23 protein-coding genes are annotated in these 19,103 nt (G+C 61.9%); 11 read left to right on the top strand and 12 right to left on the bottom strand.

The features are described 5' to 3' along the window. The first annotated feature begins 32 nt into the window (after positions 1–32). Positions 33–953, top strand: a complete 921-nt coding sequence (locus AB9N64_RS25965; RefSeq protein WP_371359773.1) for a LysR family transcriptional regulator — start codon at positions 33–35, stop codon at positions 951–953. Between the two features lie 114 nt (positions 954–1,067). Here the strand turns inward: AB9N64_RS25965 and AB9N64_RS25960 are convergent, their stop codons facing one another. The 3 genes from AB9N64_RS25960 to AB9N64_RS25950 are packed head-to-tail and all read right to left on the bottom strand — an operon-like array spanning position 1,068 to position 2,955. Continuing rightward, positions 1,068–1,610: a DUF2937 family protein gene (locus AB9N64_RS25960; RefSeq protein ID WP_014717492.1), complete on the bottom strand. Its 543-nt coding sequence runs from the start codon at positions 1,608–1,610 to the stop codon at positions 1,068–1,070. Between the two features lie 10 nt (positions 1,611–1,620). Next, positions 1,621–2,397 (bottom strand): class II glutamine amidotransferase, encoded by a 777-nt coding sequence (locus tag AB9N64_RS25955; RefSeq protein ID WP_014717491.1) that lies wholly within the window; start codon positions 2,395–2,397, stop codon positions 1,621–1,623. Between the two features lie 30 nt (positions 2,398–2,427). Further along, a complete protein-coding gene (locus tag AB9N64_RS25950; RefSeq protein WP_019818257.1) occupies positions 2,428–2,955 on the bottom strand; it encodes a hypothetical protein in 528 nt (175 codons plus the stop codon). Between the two features lie 24 nt (positions 2,956–2,979). Here AB9N64_RS25950 and AB9N64_RS25945 point away from each other — a divergent pair, with 24 nt between their 5' ends. Further along, entirely contained in the window at positions 2,980–5,022 is a 2,043-nt protein-coding gene (locus AB9N64_RS25945) for a S9 family peptidase (RefSeq protein WP_371359772.1), read from the top strand. Here the strand turns inward: AB9N64_RS25945 and AB9N64_RS25940 are convergent. Beyond that, on the bottom strand, positions 5,019–5,300 hold the full coding sequence (locus tag AB9N64_RS25940; protein ID WP_014717488.1) for a hypothetical protein: 282 nt from the start codon (positions 5,298–5,300) through the stop codon (positions 5,019–5,021). The genes AB9N64_RS25945 and AB9N64_RS25940 overlap by 4 nt on opposite strands. Before the next feature lie 78 nt (positions 5,301–5,378). On the opposite strand from AB9N64_RS25940, the gene AB9N64_RS25935 reads away from it, so the two are divergent. The 4 genes from AB9N64_RS25935 to AB9N64_RS25920 all read left to right on the top strand — a co-directional run bounded on the left by AB9N64_RS25935 (position 5,379) and on the right by AB9N64_RS25920 (position 7,575). Further along, positions 5,379–6,065, top strand: a complete 687-nt coding sequence (locus tag AB9N64_RS25935; RefSeq protein WP_003189610.1) for a spermidine synthase — start codon at positions 5,379–5,381, stop codon at positions 6,063–6,065. 89 nt (positions 6,066–6,154) lie between these two features. Continuing rightward, positions 6,155–6,529, top strand: a complete 375-nt coding sequence (locus AB9N64_RS25930; protein WP_014717487.1) for a YajD family HNH nuclease — start codon at positions 6,155–6,157, stop codon at positions 6,527–6,529. Between the two features lie 160 nt (positions 6,530–6,689). Continuing rightward, entirely contained in the window at positions 6,690–7,157 is a 468-nt protein-coding gene (locus tag AB9N64_RS25925; protein ID WP_014717486.1) for an RNA methyltransferase, read from the top strand. Between the two features lie 67 nt (positions 7,158–7,224). Beyond that, entirely contained in the window at positions 7,225–7,575 is a 351-nt protein-coding gene (locus AB9N64_RS25920) for a DUF2892 domain-containing protein (RefSeq protein WP_019818260.1), read from the top strand. Between the two features lie 65 nt (positions 7,576–7,640). Here AB9N64_RS25920 and AB9N64_RS25915 read toward each other — a convergent pair whose 3' ends face one another. Continuing rightward, positions 7,641–8,861 (bottom strand): hypothetical protein, encoded by a 1,221-nt coding sequence (locus tag AB9N64_RS25915; protein ID WP_019818261.1) that lies wholly within the window; start codon positions 8,859–8,861, stop codon positions 7,641–7,643. Positions 8,862–8,874: 13 nt separating this feature from the next. Beyond that, positions 8,875–9,324: a YcgN family cysteine cluster protein gene (locus AB9N64_RS25910; protein ID WP_003172524.1), complete on the bottom strand. Its 450-nt coding sequence runs from the start codon at positions 9,322–9,324 to the stop codon at positions 8,875–8,877. Between the two features lie 153 nt (positions 9,325–9,477). Here AB9N64_RS25910 and AB9N64_RS25905 point away from each other — a divergent pair, with 153 nt between their 5' ends. Next, on the top strand, positions 9,478–10,071 hold the full coding sequence (locus AB9N64_RS25905) for a nitroreductase family protein (RefSeq protein WP_371359771.1): 594 nt from the start codon (positions 9,478–9,480) through the stop codon (positions 10,069–10,071). 124 nt (positions 10,072–10,195) lie between these two features. Here the strand turns inward: AB9N64_RS25905 and AB9N64_RS25900 are convergent, their stop codons facing one another. The 5 genes from AB9N64_RS25900 to AB9N64_RS25880 form a co-directional block, all read right to left on the bottom strand. Continuing rightward, on the bottom strand, positions 10,196–11,128 hold the full coding sequence (locus AB9N64_RS25900; protein WP_019818262.1) for a D-2-hydroxyacid dehydrogenase: 933 nt from the start codon (positions 11,126–11,128) through the stop codon (positions 10,196–10,198). Between the two features lie 107 nt (positions 11,129–11,235). Continuing rightward, positions 11,236–11,529, bottom strand: coding sequence for a YcgL domain-containing protein (locus AB9N64_RS25895; RefSeq protein ID WP_014717482.1), 294 nt, complete (start codon positions 11,527–11,529; stop codon positions 11,236–11,238). Next, positions 11,526–12,659: a ribonuclease D gene (rnd, locus tag AB9N64_RS25890; RefSeq protein ID WP_201915475.1), complete on the bottom strand. Its 1,134-nt coding sequence runs from the start codon at positions 12,657–12,659 to the stop codon at positions 11,526–11,528. The genes AB9N64_RS25895 and rnd overlap by 4 nt, the downstream gene beginning before the upstream one ends. 122 nt (positions 12,660–12,781) lie before the next feature. Beyond that, positions 12,782–13,381 carry a class I SAM-dependent methyltransferase gene (locus tag AB9N64_RS25885; protein ID WP_014717480.1) on the bottom strand — a complete coding sequence of 200 codons (600 nt, stop codon included), beginning with the start codon at positions 13,379–13,381 and terminating at the stop codon, positions 12,782–12,784. Between the two features lie 98 nt (positions 13,382–13,479). Next, complete coding sequence (locus AB9N64_RS25880) at positions 13,480–14,850, bottom strand: glutamine synthetase family protein (protein ID WP_014717479.1); 1,371 nt, start codon at positions 14,848–14,850, stop codon at positions 13,480–13,482. A 364-nt stretch (positions 14,851–15,214) separates the two neighbouring features. Here AB9N64_RS25880 and AB9N64_RS25875 point away from each other — a divergent pair, with 364 nt between their 5' ends. Next, complete coding sequence (locus AB9N64_RS25875; RefSeq protein ID WP_014717478.1) at positions 15,215–15,988, top strand: transporter substrate-binding domain-containing protein; 774 nt, start codon at positions 15,215–15,217, stop codon at positions 15,986–15,988. Between the two features lie 93 nt (positions 15,989–16,081). Here AB9N64_RS25875 and cynR read toward each other — a convergent pair whose 3' ends face one another. Further along, complete coding sequence (cynR, locus tag AB9N64_RS25870) at positions 16,082–16,933, bottom strand: transcriptional regulator CynR (RefSeq protein ID WP_038449450.1); 852 nt, start codon at positions 16,931–16,933, stop codon at positions 16,082–16,084. Between the two features lie 113 nt (positions 16,934–17,046). On the opposite strand from cynR, the gene AB9N64_RS25865 reads away from it, so the two are divergent. Genes AB9N64_RS25865 through AB9N64_RS25855 form a run of 3 tightly spaced genes read left to right on the top strand, consistent with a single transcriptional unit; the run spans position 17,047 to position 19,082 of the window. Continuing rightward, a complete protein-coding gene (locus tag AB9N64_RS25865; protein ID WP_019818265.1) occupies positions 17,047–17,688 on the top strand; it encodes a carbonic anhydrase in 642 nt (213 codons plus the stop codon). A gap of 28 nt (positions 17,689–17,716) precedes the next feature. Next, positions 17,717–18,187, top strand: a complete 471-nt coding sequence (gene cynS / locus AB9N64_RS25860; RefSeq protein ID WP_014717475.1) for a cyanase — start codon at positions 17,717–17,719, stop codon at positions 18,185–18,187. Between the two features lie 55 nt (positions 18,188–18,242). After that, positions 18,243–19,082 (top strand): cache domain-containing protein, encoded by an 840-nt coding sequence (locus tag AB9N64_RS25855; protein WP_014717474.1) that lies wholly within the window; start codon positions 18,243–18,245, stop codon positions 19,080–19,082. The last annotated feature ends 21 nt before the right edge of the window (positions 19,083–19,103 follow it).

The raw sequence follows: 19,103 nt of genomic DNA, 5'->3' as shown, positions 1-19,103 counted from the left end.
AACCGATCCATGCATAAGAAAAAGTTGATCCCATGAATTTGAAGTTCCTCGAAACCTTCGTCTGGGTGGCCAAGCTCAAGAGCTTCCGGCTCACGGCCGAGAAGCTGTTCACCACCCAGGCCTCGATCTCCAGCCGCATCGCGGTGCTGGAAAGCGAGCTGGGGGTGAAACTTTTCCTGCGTGATTCGCGTGGCGTGAGCCTGACCCCGGAAGGTTTGAAAGTGCTCGACTATGCCGAGCAGATGATGGTGACCATGCAGGGCTTGAAGCAGTCCCTGGAGACCACCAGCAGCAAGGTTGGGCGCATTCGGATCGGCGCAATGGACACGGTGATCCACACCTGGCTAAGCCCGCTGGTTGCTGAGCTGATGAAGCTGTACCCACTGGTGGAAATCGAGCTGGTCGCCGACACTGCGCTGAACCTCAGCGATCAACTGCAAAAAGGTTTCCTCGACCTGATCCTGCAAACCGACCTGCTGCGCCTGGAAACCGTGCGCAGCCTGGAACTGGCCAGCCACCCCATGGCCTGGATCGTGGCCAGCCAGTCGATTTACAACCGTGACTACGCCTCCCTCGCCGAGCTGGCCCAGGAGCGCATCATCACTTGCTCGAAAAACTCCCACCCGCATCAGGACGTATTGAGTTTGATGCAGGCCAATGGCGTGGCCGCACCGCGCATGAACTGCGTGAACTCGGTGTCGGCGATCACCCGGTTGCTGCGCGATGGCTTCGGCATCGGCGCGCTGCCACCGGTGCTGGTGAGCGAAGAACTGGAGCGAGGGGAATTGGTCATGCTGCCCATGGCCCAGCGTCTGCCGAACTTGCAGGTGGTGGTGTCGTGGCGTGTGGGGGTGGAGTTGGTGGAGGAGATTGTGGGGTTGTGCCAGAAAGTCGTTGCCCGCTATGCCGAGCAAGTAGGTGCAGAACGCATGCAACTGAATAAACCCGACTGATCGTTCCCACGCTCTGCGTGGGAATGCAGCACAGGGCGCTCTGCGCCCTCACGCGCGACGCGGAGCGTCAGAAAAAGCATTCCCACGCGGAGCGTGGGAACGATCAGTGGGTCGTTAGAGGCCCTTGAGGTCCCGTTCTTCGATGGGCCGGCTCTGACGCAAACGCCGGCCACCCAGCACCACCCAGTCGATCAAGCGGTACAGGCACTCGATGCCGAACGACAACAGCATCGCCCCGCCCAGGCCCCAGCCCATGGCTTCGGGCGTCAGCAAGATCTGGTAGCTGTAGCCATTCCAGGTCTCCGAACGGATATCCGGGTCGGCAGCCACGGCCACTTGCAGGGCGCGGATGTACCACGGACCCTGCATGGCCTGGAATTGCTTGTCCAGCTCGAGCTGGCGGTCGAGCATGGCGCCCAGGCTGCTGGCGTCGCTCTGGAACACCGGGTCATCGCTGGCGCGGTAATGCGCCACCAAGGCTTGCATATCACCGTTGAAGAACTGCTGCGCCGTGGACTCGAAACCGCGCAAGCCGGTCTGGGCCTCAATCAAGTGGGCTTCGACGCGCTTGGCGTAGTCATTGATAAACCCCGGCACCTGCACGCCGACCAACAAGCCAACGGCAAACAGCACCAACCGCAGATAGCTAAGCAACATGCTCGATTCCTTACTTGGTAACGCCCTGGCTGACACATTCACCGCGTCGCCACAGGCTCCATTGGCCCGGCTCGTAGCGGGTCCAGTTTTCGTTGTCGGTCAACGGTTCGGTGGCGATCACCGTTACCACATCATTGGGGGTGGTTTCGGCCTGAAAATCGACGATCACGTCGACATCTTTCAAGCGCGCCGGGCCAAAAGGCGCCCGCCGGGTGATCTGTGCCAGCTTGGTCGAGCAATAGCAGAACAGCCAGTCGCCGTCGCTGAGCAGGCAGTTGAACACCCCCTTGCTGCGGTATTCGGCGCAGGCGGCGATCAGGTCGGGCAGCACCTGCTCGATGTCCACCGGCTCGGGGAAGGCTTCGCGCACACGGTTGAGCAAGTCGCAGAACGCCGCTTCGCTGTCGGTATCGCCCACCGGGCGGTAGAAGGTGGCGCGGGGATCGAAGTCTGCCAGTTGGCCGTTGTGGGCAAAACACCAGTTACGCCCCCACAGCTCGCGCACGAACGGATGGGTATTGGCCAGGCTGACCTTGCCCACATTCGCTTGGCGAATATGGCCGATCACCACTTCGCTCTTGATGGGGTAACGCTGCACCAGCAACGCGACTTCCGACTCGCTACTGGCAGCCGGGTCCTGGAACAGGCGCAGGCCGCGGCCTTCATAGAAAGCAATGCCCCAACCGTCGCGATGCGGGCCAGTGCGCCCACCGCGCTGCATCAGCCCGGTAAAGCTGAACACGATATCGGTGGGGACGTTGGCACTCATGCCCAATAATTCACACATGCCAGGGCTCTCGCTGCAGGGCAAACAACGTTAAAGGCGCGGTTCGACCCGCATACCACCGGCAGGCGCCGGGCGACGGAACGGTTCGTCGTCTTCCGGTTCGGCGGCCAAGGCGGCATCCGCAGCCGCCTTGCGCTCACGGCGAGCGTTGGCGGCGCGTTCGATGGGCCAGCGGATCAGCACAAACACGATGTACAGGGCAAACACGATCATCGTGTACATGAACAGGTCGGAAATGGCGCGCCAGGCGTTGTTGCCGACCTTGAGCACCAAGTCCAGGGCAGTAATGGCCACGGCCGGCGCAAACTGGGTCTTGACCGGGTCGACAATGGTCGGGCTGAGCAGCAACACCGCCATCAGCAATTGCAGGGGCTCGCGCAGCCAGCGCCAGATCCAGCGGGTCATGCGCCACCACACCAACAGGCAGCCCAAAGCGGCGAAGGCGTAAAGGCCCCAAGCGGTCAGATAGTCGTTCTCGGTCATGGTGTCCATGGCAAGGTTGGCAAACAGGCGGCTATGATAACGGCTTTTGCGTGTCGCGGCTGCAATGCCTGCCACCGTCTGCCAGATAGGGAATTATCCATGCCTATTTCCACCGCACCGATTGCCCGCAAGGCCCCAGGCCCAGACCCGTACGCCTGGCTGCAAGAACGCGACAACCCTGAGGTGCTCGACTACCTCAAGGCCGAAAACGACTGGCAGGAAGCCCAACTCGCCGATCAGCAGGCGTTGCGCGAGACCCTGTTCGACGAGATCAAGGGCCGCATTCTGGAAACCGACCTGTCCCTGCCCTCCCCTTGGGGCCCGTATTTGTATTACACCCGCACCACCGCCGGTGACGAGTACGCCCGCCACTACCGCTGCCGCCGCCCGGCCGATGACAGCAACCAGGTGGACGCCAGCAGCGAAGAACTGTTGCTGGACCCGAACGTCTTGGCCAATGGCGGCTTTTTTTCCCTGGGCGCGTTCAGCATCAGCCCCGATCACCAACGCCTGGCCTATAGCCTCGATACCAGCGGCGAAGAGATTTACACCCTGTTCGTGAAGGAATTGGCGACCGACAAGGTCAGCGAACTGGCGTTCGAAAACTGCGATGGCAGCATGACCTGGGCCAATGACAGCCTGACCCTGTTTTTCGGTGAGCTGGACGACACCCATCGCCCGCACAAACTGTATCGCTATCGCCTGGACGGCACCGCCGCGCAGGAAGTGTTCCACGAGCCCGACGGCCGTTTTTTCCTGCATTGCTACCGCTCAAGCTCCGAGCGCCAACTGTTGCTGGCCCTGGGCAGCAAGACCACCAGCGAAGTCTGGGCGCTGGACGCCGAGCAACCGCACCTGGCCTTCACCTGCCTGGCGCCACGGGTCGAAGACCACGAATACGACGTCGACCACGGCAAGCGCAATGGCCAGTGGACCTGGTTTATCCGCAGCAACCGCGACGGCATCAACCATGCGCTGTACGTGGCCGCCGACACCGGCACGCCGCCCACCGAAGCCGACTGGCAGAACCTGATCCCCCACAGCGACGAGGTCATGCTCGACGGCGTGAGCCTGAACGCCAACGCCATGACCTTGAGCCTGCGCATTGGTGGCCTGCCGGTTATCGAAGTACACCCCGAGAACGTGCCGGCCTATCGGGTGCAATTGCCTGACGCCGCCTACAGCCTCTACGTACAGAACAGTCTCGAGTTTCCCAGCGACAAGATCCGCCTGCGCTATGAGGCCTTGAATCGCCCGGCCCAAGTGCGCCAGCTCGAGCTGGCGACAGGCGCGCAGGTCGTGCTCAAGGAAACCCCGGTGCTGGGCGTCTTCAACGCCGACGATTACGTCAGCCAACGCCTGTGGGCCACTTCTGCCGATGGCACCCAGGTACCCATCAGCCTGGTGGTCAAGCGTGACCAGCTCGGCAAGCCGACGCCCCTGTACCTGTATGGCTACGGTGCCTACGGCTCAAGCCTGGACCCGTGGTTCTCCCATGCGCGCCTGAGCTTGCTCGACCGCGGGGTGGCGTTTGCCATCGCCCATGTGCGTGGCGGCGGTGAGCTGGGTGAGGCCTGGTATCGCAACGGCAAGCAGGAACACAAGCAGAACACCTTCAGCGACTTTATCGCCTGCGCCGAGCATTTGATCGCCGAGGGCCTGACCACCTCCCCGCAACTGGCGATCAGCGGCGGCAGTGCCGGCGGCCTGCTGATCGGCGCGGTGCTCAACCAGCGTCCGGAATTGTTCCAGGCGGCGATTGCGGAAGTGCCGTTCGTCGATGTGCTCAATACCATGCTCGATCCGGAACTGCCGCTGACCATCACCGAGTACGACGAATGGGGCAACCCCGAGGACCCCGAAGTGTACGCGCGCATCAAGGCCTACGCGCCCTACGAGAACGTCCGTGCCCAGGCTTACCCGGCCACGCTGGTGATCGCCGGCTATAACGACAGCCGCGTGCAGTACTGGGAAGCCGCCAAGTGGGTGGCCAAGCTGCGGGATACCAAGACAGACGACAACCTGCTGCTGCTCAAGACCGAGCTGGGTGCCGGCCATGGCGGCATGAGCGGGCGCTATCAGGGCTTACGTGACGTGGCCCTCGAATATGCCTTTGTGTTCAAGGCCCTCGGTCTGGTCTAACCGCCCGGCGTTTTCGGCTTGCTGTCGTTTTGCTGCAGGCCAGGGACCGTCTGGTCCTTGGGCGGCGCCGGCAGCACGATGGGCGCCAGCGGTGGCGAGCCATTATGGGTCTTGGGCGCAACGGGCGGCGTGACTTGCGGGTACAACGTGGGCGTTGGCGTGCCCGGCGCGCCTGGGGTTGGCGCGGGCGCGACCGGTACGGTTTGTAACTCCTGAGCCTGCGCGGTACCCAATGCGAGCGCGCTCAACACAATGACCGTTAGAATGCTGCACTTCATCGATGGCTCCATGGCCTGACCGGAATGCCCTAAGGCTACTCCCAACCGCGCAAGAATGCCCTTCCCAATGAGATTTCCATGAAACGTTTCGTTCTGCTGGACACCACCCCAATCCCCGACAACGGCGGCGCCTTGTGCCTGTTCGAATACGGCGAGGACTTTGTCATCAAGATCCAGGGCGGTGACGGTGGCCAGTTGATGAACACGCGCATGCACGGCTCCGAAGATGCCCTGGCGGAGATTCCCTGCCGCAAAGTGGCCGGGCGCCCGGGTTCTCGGGTGCTGATCGGCGGCCTGGGCATGGGCTTTACCCTGGCCGCGGCGCTCAAGCATTTGGGCAAGAGCGCCGAAGTGGTGGTGGCCGAACTGGTGCCCGGCGTCGTGGAGTGGAACCGAGGGCCGCTGGGGGAGAAATCCGGACGCCCGCTGCTGGACCCGCGCACCGTGGTCCGCCAGGAAGACGTGGCCAAGGTACTGCAGGCCGAGCCCCAAGGCTTTGACGCGATCATGCTCGACGTCGACAACGGCCCTGAAGGGCTCACGCAAAAAGCTAACAGTTGGTTGTACTCGGCCAGTGGCCTGGCCGCGTGTGCCAAGGCCCTGCGCCCCAAGGGCGTGCTGGCCGTGTGGTCGGCCAGCGCCGACAAGCTGTTCAGTGACAAACTGCGCAAGGCCGGCTTCAAGGCCGAAGAAGTGCAAGTATTTGCCCATGGCAACAAGGGTACGCGGCATACCATCTGGATTGCAGAGAAGCTCAAGGGCTGATCGCGGTTGATTCAATCGCGCCAATCCCCTGTGGGAGCAGCTAGAATCAACCTTGTCCGTGAACCGCCCAATAATAGCCAGGAGCCATGATGAGCTCGAACAACCCGCCCTCCCACACCGCCAAGCTGGACCGCATCCTTGCCGATGCCCAGCGCGACCGCGAAATGGGCTACCGCGATAAAGCCTTGAAGATGTACCCCCACGTGTGTGGCCGCTGCGCCCGTGAATTTGCCGGCAAGCGCTTGAGTGAACTGACCGTTCACCACCGCAACCACAACCATGATGACAACCCCCAGGACGGTTCCAACTGGGAGTTGCTGTGCCTGTACTGCCACGACAACGAACACTCGCGCTACACCGACCAGCAGTACTTCGGCGAAGGCTCCACCAGCAGCCCGAGCATTGCCAAGGCGACGCACAACCCGTTTGCGGCGTTGGCGGGGTTGATGAAGAAGGACGACTGAAGCTTTTCTTTGCCTGTTCCGGCCTCATCCCAGGCAAGCCAGCTCCCACAGTAGGAATGCATTTCCCGGTGGGAGCCGGGCTTGCCCGCGATGACGATCGTCCAAGCACTGCATCCCCCCAGGCCGTATAATCGCCGTTTTTCTCAAGGCACCCTTCCCCGTGGGCAATAAACGCTACAGTTGCATCGGTCTGTACAACCCCAAATCCCCCGAAAACGTCGGCTCGGTGATGCGTGCCGCCGGCTGTTACGGCGTGGCCTCGGTGTTCTACACCGGCGTGCGTTACGAGCGCGCCAGGGATTTCATCACCGACACCAAGAAGGTGCACCACGATATCCCGCTGATCGGCATCGACGATCTGAAAAAGATCCTGCCCTTAGGCTGCATCCCGGTCGCCGTGGAATTGGTCGACGGCGCCCGCCCGTTGCCTGAATACACCCACCCCGACCGCGCGCTGTATATCTTCGGCCCCGAAGACGGCTCCCTGGACAAAGAGATCCGCGATTGGTGCGAGGACGTGGTGTACATCCCCACCACCGGCTGCATGAACCTGGCGGCCACGGTCAACGTGGTGCTCTATGACCGCCTGGCCAAGGGCAACAACACCCGTTCGGGCCCCAAGTACTGACATTGCGGGAACATCCGGCACATGCGCGCAGTCAGCTAGTAACACTTGCCCTTGTTGGAGACTGATCATGAGCGACAGCAAAACCTTGCGACCTATCATCGAAGCCACACCGTTGAAGCCTCAACCCACCCAGAACGTGCATGGCTGGGAGCGCATCGGCTCGGTGGCCGGCGGGGTAATGATGGTGGGTAAAGGCTTGCGCCGTGGTGGGATTTTCGGCTTGATCCAGGTGGCGATTGGTGGCGTGGCACTGGCCCGTGGCTTTACCGGGCACAGTTCGCTCAAGGACAAACTGGAACAGGGCCGCCAGGAAATGAACAGCGTGCGCACGAAAATCGAGCGCGCCGGGGAAGAGTTGAAGAACCTGAAGACCAAGGCTGAAGTGGCGGCTGAAAAGGCGGTGAAACCTAAAGCCTGATCCCTGTCTTCAAGACTGTGAAGATCTAAAATGTGGGAGCTGGCTTGCTCCCACAGTTTTGTTGCTCAGCGCAGTAATTTGGAGTCCAGTACCACCGAAGACTCACCCATCACACTCTCGGCCAACTGCACGAACTCTTTGGTGTTGATGCTGTTCACCCGCATCACTGCCTGCGCCAGATCGTCCAGGGAGCGCTTGTTGTGGGTCTTCACGCGGATCTCACGGTCCAGTTCCTGCAATACCACCACCGAACGCGCCAGCGTCGCGCCGTTGACGTGCTCGCCTTTGAGGGTGCTGACGTCTTTGCCTTCTTTGGTCAGCCGTGCCTGGATCGCCGCATAGCGCTCATCGGTAATACCGCCGGCACGCCGCATCAACTCGATTGCGTAGTACTCGCCCAAGCCCTCGCTGATCCAGTCACTGCTGTCGTGGTCATTAAAGCGCCCGATGGCCTGCACCACTTCGCGCAGCAACGGGCTGCTGCCATTTTCGCCAACCAGCGGCGTGCGGCTGTTGAGGTAGATCGAATCGCGTAACGAATAAGCGCCCCGCCGCATCGGGTCACTGGCACCGACAATCAACAGTTTGCCAGGATGGCGCGGGAACGCGGCCTCCACCTGGGGCCAGACAAACGTCAGTAACGTCAGCACGTCCATGCGGCGCATCCCCTGGCCCTTGGGCGAGGCCACGGTGACGTCGGTATCACCCAGGCGCAGGCGGCGGCTGCCGAGGTTGCCCGCCAGCATCCAGCCGGTGGGGCGGTCGAACAGGCGGGACACGTTGTCGATGCGGAATTTGTTCTGGCCGATGCGCGGCCAGGCGGTTTCGACGCTCTTCCAACCCGTCGGCAGTTCAAACATCAGGCGTGAGACCAGTTCGACGCCGTCTTGCTGGTCGAGACGGGCGGCCGGCACCAGGTCTTCGCCGCGCAGTAACGCCCAGCCGGGCGTGATGCGTGTGTCATACACGCCGGGCTTGCGCGCATGGGCCAGGCGCACGCGGTAGGTCAGGCTGGCCTTGTCGGCACTGGGTTGCCACAGGCCACGGTTGCCAGTGATTTGCCACTGGCCATCGGCCTTGAAGTCGCTGTAGTCACCGTCGCGGCCCAGGTCGAAGTTCAGGCTGCGCACCGCCGCGCCTTGGGACAGGCTGACGCGCACCTCGGCCTGCTGGCTTTGGGGCAACAGCTTGACGTGGTAATCCAGGTCGACTTTCTTCGCGCACCAGCCCGGCCCGCTCAGCGCCAGCACGACCAGGCCCGCTGCCCACTTGGCGGCCACCTTCATACACACTCCTCGTTCAACCCGCGCGGAAAATCAGGTAATCCTCCCAGTCGTCCTCGGGCACGCTGCCTTCGCTGAGCATGCGCCCGGACTGGGAAATGCGTTCGTGGTGCACCGCGTCACGGTCGCCGCAGACCAGGTGATGCCACAGCGGCAAGTCCTTGCGCTCGCTGACCAGGCGGTAACCGCAGGTCGGTGGCAACCATTTGAATTGGTCGGCCTGGCCCGGCGTGAGCTGGATGCAATCAGGCACCGAGGCACGGCGGTTGGGGTAATCGGTGCACTGGCAGGTTTTCAGGTCGAGCAGTTTGCAGGCGATACGCGTGTAATAGACGCTGTTGTCGTCCTCATCCTCGAGCTTTTGCAGGCAGCACAGGCCACAGCCGTCGCACAAGGACTCCCACTCCTCTTGGTCGAGGTGCTCAAGGGTTTTGCGTATCCAGAAAGGTTCGACTTTGGCGGCCATGGCTCTGCATCAGTATCGGAAGGTGAAAAGGCCGCCAGTCTAGTGCCCAAGCCCGTTGGGGCCAAGCGCTTACGACTGACGGTGTTGCAAGACTTGTCAGGCCTGGGTGGGCGCAGTAGTTTTGAATCCCGGTTTTTTCATCAGGGTCTGTCCATGAGCAATAACCCCCGCGTTGCCGATTATCCGATCCACACCCAATTTACCGAGCGCTGGTCGCCCCGCGCCTTTACCGGTGAGAGCATCCCGCAGGAGACGCTGCTGAGTTTCTTCGAAGCGGCACGCTGGGCACCTTCGGCCTACAACTCGCAGCCGTGGCGGTTTCTGTACGCGCGCCGTGACACGCCGGATTGGGAGCGTTTCCTGGGCCTGCTGAATGAATTCAACCGCAATTGGGCGCAGCATGCGTCGGCTCTGGTCATTATCGCGTCGAAAACCGACTTCATCGCCCCCGGCGCCACAGAAGAAACCCCGGCGCTGTGGCACACCTTCGACACCGGCTCGGCCTGGGGCCACCTGGCGCTGCAAGCCAGCCTCAGTGGCTGGCACACCCACGGCATGGCCGGCTTCGATCAGGAACTGACCCGCAAGGAGCTGAAGATTCCCCAGGGTTATGCGATGCATGCGGCCGTGGCGGTGGGCAAGCTGGGCGACAAGTCGAGTTTGCCGGAGTACCTGCAAGGGCGCGAAATGCCGAGCCCGCGCAAGCCGTTGAGCGAGCTGGTGTCCGAGGGTGACTTCAGTCTCTAAGACTTGCATACACTCAATGTGGGAGCGGGCTTGCTCGCGAATGCGGTGTGGCAGCCACCCAATGTGTTGACTGATCCCCTGCATTCGCGAGCAAGCCCGCTCCCACATTTTTTTCCGCGTTTTGTCAGTAACCGCGCTCGAAATCCACTTCCCCGCGCAGCGCTTGCTTGGCCTGATACGCCCGCAGGTTCTGCACAAACAACGCCACCATCATCGGCGGCGAGGTCGGGGCCGAGCTGTGCCCGGTCAACAGCAAACCCCACGCCGTCCAGAACGGATGGCGTTGCGGCAAGGGCTCCTGGCGGCACACGTCGATCACCGCGCCGGCCAGGTGCCCTTCTTTGAGCGCCTCGACCAGGTCGGCGTCCACCACCGCCACGCCGCGTCCGACGTTGATAAATAAACCGGTGGGTTTGAATTGCTTGAACAGCGCCGCGTCGTACAGGTCATGGGTATCAGGCGTGTTGGGCAGCAGGTTGATCACGTAATCCACCTCCCCCACCAGCCGGCCCAACTGGTCGAGCCCCGCCACTTCGATAAACGGTGCCTGCTCGCGGGCCTGGCTGGCGATGCCATATAACTGCACGCCGAACGGCAGTAGAAACTCGGCCACGCTCTGGCCAATGTCACCGGTGCCGACGATCAGCGCCTTACGCCCCGCCAGGCTCTGACCCATGCGGTTATCCCATTTGCGCTCCACCTGGCTGACCAACCGCGCCAGCACTTCGCGCTCGTGGCCCAGCATGTAGGTGAGGACAAACTCGGCCATGACCTGGCCAAAAATGCCTACCGCGCGGGTCAGCCGATAGTCGCGTGGCAAGCCGTCGGCCAGCAGTGGCGTGATGCCCGCCCACGTCGATTGCAGCCATTGCGGATGATGGCCCTGACGCAGCAGGGTCGCCAACAGATCGGGCTGGCCCAGCCACACCGGACAGTCGGCGGCCAGGCGCGAGAGTTCGGCCGAATCGCCGCTGGTCAGCACTTCGAGGTCTGGGGCGGCGTCCCTGAGCAATTGGGCGTAGAGCGGATGATCCTGTTCAGCAATCAGAACACGCATGGTTCAAACCTTTGAAAAAACAGTGCAGACGGCCGCCCGCATCCTTACGGCCACCGTCCTCTAATACGATTCCATTGAAACTGTGCCCTGAGCCGGGCACGGGTCGATCACATCGGGTCGTTGCGGCGCAGCAGCTCTTCGGGCAAGTGCTCGATGTACTCGTCCTCAGCTGGCGGCATTTGTAGGTGGTAGCCCTGCTTGTCGAGGTTTTCCAGCACCACGGTGATGTCTTCGCGCGACAGCTTGCGCTCAGGCGTCAGCACCATGTCAAAGGCGTGATGCGCCTTGCCGAACGCTTCCATCAACGGCTCGGGTACGCGCTCCAGGGCATCGCTTTTGAGCACATAGAGGTACATGCCGTCTTTTTTCTTGCTGCGGTAGATGGAGCAAATACGTTTCAAGGCTGTTCTCCGGCATTGGCCAGGCTGTCGAGCAACGCCTGGCCCATCAACTCGCGGCGCCAGCCACGCAGCGAGTCTGGCAATTGGTAAGGCCCATCGGGGTAGCCACTTTTAACCAGGGCTTCGAGGGTTTTCTTGCGCAGCATCAGTTCCGGCGCCATGTCCAGGCGCTCGGCGAAAGTTTGGCCCAGGGCCCGCAGTTGCTTGATCAACGCGGCAGCGTCCACGGGTAACGGCTCAGCCACGGCAGGCGGCCATTGGTCCATGGGCACGCTACCGGTGCGTTTGATCAGGTCCAGCAAAAACTGGCCGTCCTGGCGCACGGTGCGCGGGTGCATGTCTTCGATCTTGCCCAGGGCGGCGAGGTTATCCGGCTGGGATTTGGCCAGGGGCCACAACGAGTGTTCGCGAATAATACGGTTGCGCGGCAAGTCGCGAGCACGGGCCTGCTGCTCGCGCCAGGCGCACAGTTCACGCAACACCGCGAGTTGGGCACGGGACAATTTCCACGCCAGCTTGGCGTCGCGGTACACCTCGTAGGGGTCGATCTCGCGGCGCAGGTTGGCCACCAATTCGGCGCCGTCTTCCAGTACCCAGGCGTATTTGTCATCCGACAGTTGCGGGCGCAGAAGGGTGTAAACCTCGGCCAAGTGCACCGCGTCTTCGGCGGCGTAGCTGATCTGCGTCTCCGACAATGGCCGCTGCAGCCAGTCGGAGCGGGTTTCACCCTTGGGCAACTCGATATCCAACACCGCCTGCACCAGGCGCGAGTAGCCCATGGAAAAACCGAGGTTGAGGTAGGCCGCTGCCAATTGGGTGTCGAACAACGGCACCGGCAAGCTGCCGGTCAGGCGCGACAGCACTTCCAGGTCTTCACTGCAGGCGTGCACCACCTTGATCACCGCTGGGTTCTCCAGCAAGGCGGCCAAGGGTTGCCAATTGTCGATGGTCAGGGGGTCGATCAGGTAAGCGCGCACGCCATCACCGATCTGGATCAGCCCGGCAATAGGGTAAAAGGTGTCGACCCGCATGAATTCGGTGTCGAGGGCGACGAATGGCAACTGCTGCCATTCGGCGCAATGCTGGCCGAGGCTATCGTTGTCGCAGATCCAGTGAATATCGATGGCCACACGGCTCTCCCTTGAAGAATGGCGCGCAGTATATATCGCGAAAGGGGCTTGCGAGCATCCGCAGTGCACACGCCATCATGAAAACTCCGACAGGAGATGAAGAATAGTCCGACAAAGGGGCGTTATCCTCTCTTACGCAAAACGTAGACGCACCATCGCCGCGAGCCCGGCAGGAACTCTTGGTAATTGAGGATTTTGAAGCCGGCTTGCCGAAACTCGCTCTCTACGGGCGTGCCCACGTTCACGGCAACAATCACCGTGTCGCGGCTGACGCGGTGAAACTCGTGCAATAACATGAGTCGCGCATCACTGTCGGGCACATGGCGAAACAAATCCAGGCAAAAAATGCAGTCCACCGCATTCGCCGAAAGGCCAATGGAAAACGCCGAGCCCTGGAATGTTTTGACACGCTTGAGCAACCCGCCGGGGTGATGGGTGCGCGCGTGATCGAGCATCGCCTGGGAGTTGTCCGAGGCCAGTATCACGCGGTTGACGTGTTCGGCCAGCACCGGCCAGAAGCGCCCGGAACCGCACGCCAGGTCGAGGATAAGCCCTGGCTCCCCCGCCACCTTCAGGGCTTGGCGTACCAACCGCGCATCGCGCCACGCCGACAGGCGCTGCAACAGCCTGGGCGGACGCGGGTCGCCACAGCCCCTGGCATGCTCACGGTCATAGCGCTCGGTGAATTCGGTCTCGATGGAGGATGGAGGTTGTGGCGACATCGCGGGCTCATGTGAATGAAACGGTAGTAAACGACCTTGATTCGCAGCTTAACCGCCGCAACGTGAAAAAAAGGTCGAAAGCCCCCCACTAAAACCGGTCACGCTTGATGCAAGTACCAGCGCCAATCCTGCTCCCCTACCTCGCCCATGAACTGGCGGTATTCGGCACGTTTGACCGCCAGGTAAACGCCGAGGAATTGGCGCCCGAACGCATCCGGTGCCCAGCGGGAGGTTTCCAGCGCGCGCAAGGTGGTCAGCCAGTCGGTGGGCAACAGTTCCTTGGCCTGGGCGTAGCCGTTGCCTTGCACCGGGGCGCCAGGGTCGAGCTGTTCGCGGATGCCTCGATGAATGCCGGCCAGGATCGCAGCGGCCGCCAGGTAGGGGTTGGCGTCGGCCCCGCAGATGCGGTGTTCGATATGCCGGGATTGAGCCGGGCCACCGGGCACTCGCAGGCTGACGGTGCGGTTGTCCACGCCCCAGGTGGCAGCGAGCGGCGCATAGCTGTTGGTTTGGAAGCGTCGATAAGAGTTGGCGTTGGGGCAGAACATCAACAGTGAATCGAGCAAGGTGCTGAGCATGCCGCCCACGGCCTGGCGCAGCAGTGGCGTGCCGTCGGCCGCTTCACTGGCAAACAGGTTATTGCCCTGGGCATCGGCCAAGCTGACGTGCATGTGCATGCCTGTACCGGCCAGGTCGTCAAACGGCTTGGCCATGAAACAGGCGGTCATTCCATGTTTGTGCGCCACGCCCTTGACCAGGCGTTTGTAGCGCACGGCTTCGTCCATCGCCTGCAGCGCGTCGGTGCGGTGTTCGAGGGTGATTTCCACTTGGCCTGGCGCGTACTCGGAGATGGCCGTGCGCGCCGGAATCCCTTGCAGTTTGCAGGCGCTGTAGAGGTCGGCAAGAAACGGCTCGATCTGCTCCAGCTCGCGCAGGCCGTACACCTGGGTCGAGCGCGGACGCTTGCCATCCACATCCCGCGCCGGTTGCGGGCGGCCGTTACTGTCGGGCTTCTGGTCGAGCAGGTAGAACTCCAGCTCCGCCGCCATCACCGGGTAATAACCGTCGGCCTTGAGCGCCTCGATAACATTGGCCAGCAGGTGCCTGGGGTCGGCCACGGTGGCGGGCAGGCCTTCGGTGGGGTGCATGCTGACTTGCACCGCCGCGGTGGGGATCAAGCGCCATGGCATGCGCTGCAAGCTGCCGCTGATCGGATAGGCGCGGCAGTCGATATCCCCCACCTCCCAAACCAGCCCGGAGTTTTCTACGTCATCGCCATTGATAGTCAGGCCGAGGATGGTGCTGGGCAGAGGCCGGCCACTTTCGTACACCGCCAGCAGTTCGTCGCGGTGCAGCAGCTTGCCGCGCGGTACGCCGTTGTTATCGAGGATAAACAGCTCGAACATCTCAATGTCGGGGTTCTGTTCAAGGAAGGTCTGGGCTTCATGCAGGCGGGCAAAAACACTCATGGGAATTCTCATACGTTTGCGTCAGGCAAGCGCGCAGGCGCCGCCGGGCAGATGCGCACAGGTGCGCGTCATCCATGGGGTAGATCAACGTAGGAGAGAGGTATCTGGCGGGCGCGCGTGTCGGCAATGGAACAGAGCCCAGAACGCAAGCGCAGACGGCAATGTCGCGGTGTGAATGTCGGGGCAAGCGTGCATGCGCGCTTCACAGTGATAGAAAGACTTGAGCGTCACACGCGGGGATACGCGGGTAAATTCAGGCTTGACGGAGTTTGGTTGCAGTTTGGCTAAACATTCACCGCGCCTTGCCACCCTGCCCTGTGCTGGAAATAATGAGCCCCCGACCGTGCCCCAAGGATTCGACCCCATGAAAGCGCCTCTGGCCCTCTGTGTACTGGCAAGCCTGGCCACTGTCGCCCAGGCCGACACCGCTGCATCTCGCCTTGACGACGTGATTGCGCGCGGCACCCTCACCGTGTGTACCACCGGCGACTACAAGCCTTACACCTCGCTGCGCAGCGACGGCGGCTATGAAGGCATCGACATTGCCATGGCCGAGTCTCTCGCCAAGAGCCTGAACGCCAAAATCACCTGGGTGCCTACCACCTGGAAAACCCTGATGCCGGACTTTCTGGCCCAACGCTGCGACATCGCGGTGGGCGGTATTTCCGTGTCGTTGGAACGTCAGAAAAAAGCCTTCTTCAGCCAATCACTCGGAGTCGACGGCAAGATCCCGCTGGTGCGCTGCGCCGACGTGCAGCGTTACCAGACGGTGGAGCAGATCAACCAGCCCCAGGTGCGAGTGATCGAACCAGCGGGCGGCACCAACGAAGTGTTTGCCCGTGCGCACTTGGGCCAGACGCAGATTCGCCTGCATGACAACGTGACGATTTTTGATGAGCTGCTGGCGGGCAAAGCCGATGTGATGATTACCGACGCCAGCGAGGCGCGTTATCAGCAGAAGCTCAAGCCTGGGTTGTGCGCGGTCAACCCGGAGCAACCGATGCAGTACAGTGAAAAAGCGTTTTTGTTGCCGCGCGATGATGTGGCCTGGAAGAGTTACGTAGATCAGTGGTTGCATTTAAGTGTAGCGACGGGGGCGTATGCGGGGATTGTGGGGCAGTGGTTGGCTGCGCCTTGAATGCGGGGTGTCGGGTAGATCGGCGTTGATTGTCCGGCCGTCATCGCAGGCAAGCCAGCTCCCACATTTGGATCCTGGGGCGTCAGCCCGGCCCTACGCCTTGATCAACGCTACAAACGCCGCACACGCAGCGCTGCGATACGCGCCCTTGCGGCTCAGCAGTGCCGCGGTGCGCTGCGGCAACGGTGGGGCAATCGCCACGGCATGCAGGCCTGCCTGGGCCTCGGCCAGTGCGCGGGGCAGGATGGTTGCCAGGGGCGTGCTGCGCACGATTTCGATAATCGCGCTGATGGAATTGGCCTCCACGGCAATCTGCGGTTTAACCCCTTGCTGGTGGCAGTAGTCGTCGATGTAGCGGCGGGTGGCGAAGCCTGTGTTCAGTAGCACCAGAGGCTGTTCGAGCCAGGCCGGTTGTGTGCGTTCGGGGTGACTGGCACTGACGACCAGGCTCAGCTCTTCGACAAACAGCGCCTCACAGTCGATCTCCAGCCCATGCTCGCCGGTAAAGCCGATGCCGATATCCAGCAAGTCCTCGCCCAGCGCGGCTTCGATACGGTCTTGGGTCAGTTCCTCGATGCTCAGGGTGATGCCCGGATACAGCTGGTTGAAACGCGCCAGCAATGGCCCGATCAGGTAGGCGGTGAAAGTCGGCGTCATGGCCAGGCGCAAATGCCCTCGGCGCAGGTCCTGCACGTCATGTATGGCGCGGGTGCCGGCTTGTAGATCCTGCAAGGCCAGCCGCGCATAACGCACATAGGCCTGCCCCGCGTCGGTCAGGCTGACACTGCGCCCGGAGCGGTCCAGCAGTGGCGCGCCCAGGCTTTCTTCCAGTTGCTTGATCTGTTGCGACAAGGTCGGCTGCGACACGTGCAGCGCCTCTGCAGCCCGCGTGAAGTTGCGGTGCTCGGCAACGGCCAGCAAGTAACGGATATGACGCAACAGCATGGGCAGCGCTCCAACTATAGGCATGACTTATAGAAAGCATAATAAACCGGTCTTGGACCCTATAGCCAAAAATTCCCATCCTTGCCCCCATCAGCGACGCAAGGAGAACCACCATGCAGCATCTCATCGACGGCTTTCGCAAATTCCAACGTGAAGCCTTTACCCCTCGCAGTGACTTGTTCAAACACCTGGCGACCACGCAAAGCCCCGGCACCTTGTTCGTGTCCTGCTCTGACAGCCGCGTAGTCCCCGAGCTGTTGACCCAGCAGGAACCCGGCGACCTGTTCGTCATCCGTAACGCCGGCAACATAGTGCCGTCCTACGGCCCGGAGCCGGGAGGTGTGTCGGCCACAGTCGAATATGCCGTAGCGGTGCTGGGCGTCAGCGACATCGTGATTTGCGGGCACTCGGACTGCGGCGCGATGACTGCAATTTCTACCTGCAAATGCCTGGACCACCTGCCCGCCGTGGCCAACTGGTTGCGCCATGCCGAGTCGGCCAAGGTGATCAATGCCGCCCGTACGCATGCCTCGGACGCTGCACGCCTGGATTCATTGGTGCGCGAAAACGTGGTCGCCCAACTGGCCAACCTCAAGACTCACCCTTCGGTCGCCCTGGCGCTGGAACAAGGCCGGATGAACCTGCATGGCTGGGTGTACGACATCGAAACCGGCGGCATTGACGCTTTGGACGGGCACACCGGGCGCTTCGTCTCCCTGCTCGACCACCCCAGCACCCGTGCCCACGCCGCCTGAACCCTAATCAACCCAAGAGGACGTCACCATGTTGCAATCCCAATTCGCTCAAACCCCACGCCTGGCCCTGGCCGACACCGTTATCGACCTCAAGGCACGCAAAAACCTGTCGTGGCAGGACCTCACCGACGGCACCGGGCTGAGCCTGGCATTCGTCACCGCAGCCCTGCTCGGCCAGCACCCGCTGCCCAAGGAAGCGGCCGACATCGTGTGCGGCAAACTCGGCCTTGACGAGGACGCCAGCCGCCTGCTGCAAAGCGTCCCACTGCGCGGCAGCTTCCCGAGCGGTGTGCCGACCGACCCAACCATGTACCGTTTCTATGAAATGCTGCAAGTCTACGGCTCTACCTTGAAGGCCCTGGTGCATGAGCAATTCGGCGACGGCATCATCAGCGCCATCAACTTCAAACTGGACATCAAGAAAGTCGAAGACCCGGACGGCGGCTCCCGTGCGGTCATCACCCTGGACGGCAAATACCTGCCGACCAAACCCTTCTGATTCGCCGCCAACCGTCTACGCTCTTGGCACACCAACAAGAACGAGGGACGGGTAAATGAAGAGACTGCTCCGATTCACCTGGCTGCTGCTGTTGTGTTGCAGCCAGGTGCATGCCGCCACGGCACAGGAAGCGGATGCCCAAGCCGCCAAGGCCCTGCTGGAAAAGGCCTTGGCGTACTACCACAAGCAAGGTGACAAGGCGTTCGCCGCCTTCAGCCGTCAGGGCGAGTTCATCGACCAGGACCGTTATGTGTTTGTGGTCGATACAAAAGGCGTACTGCTGGCCAGTGGCGGGCCCTCCTCCGCGCTCATAGGTCGCGATGTGTCCGAGGTACTCGGACCGGATTTGCGCCAATCCTTCAAGGACGCGCTCAAGGTGCCCGAAAACCAGGGTATCCAGCAGGCTGACTACCGCTGGCAGAACTGGAATGACGGCAAGGTCGAACATAAACACGTGTTTTATCAGCGCGTGGGCGAACGCATCCTGGCGGTCGGTTATTACTTGCCGCGCGCCACACCGGAACAGGCACGGGCGCTGCGCAACAAGGCGGTGGAGGCGTTGGTCAAGGATGAAGCCGGCACGCTCAAGGCGATCAACTCCTTGCAAGGCGGCTTCCTGCAAGATGATCTCTACGTATTCGTGGTGGACCTGAACACGCGGCGCTACGTCGCCCATGGCACCAACCTGCGCCTGATCAACACCGATTTTGCCAAGATCAAGGACCCGGATGGCAAACCGGTGGGTGTGCCGATCCTCCAGATGATGGCTGAACAGGACCAGGGCGAATACAAATACCGCTGGAAAAACCCGGTGACCGGCAAGGTCGAGAACAAGCATGCCTATGTGCGCAAGAGCGGGCATTTCATGGTTGCGGTGGGGTATTACAGCCCCTGATCCTGATCATTCCCACGCTCT

It is taken from the genome of Pseudomonas sp. KT_2_4 (genome assembly GCF_041410225.1).
In the GTDB taxonomy this organism is placed as follows: Bacteria; Pseudomonadota; Gammaproteobacteria; order Pseudomonadales; family Pseudomonadaceae; genus Aquipseudomonas; species Aquipseudomonas paracarnis.
This window is presented reverse-complemented; position numbering and strand designations above follow the sequence as displayed.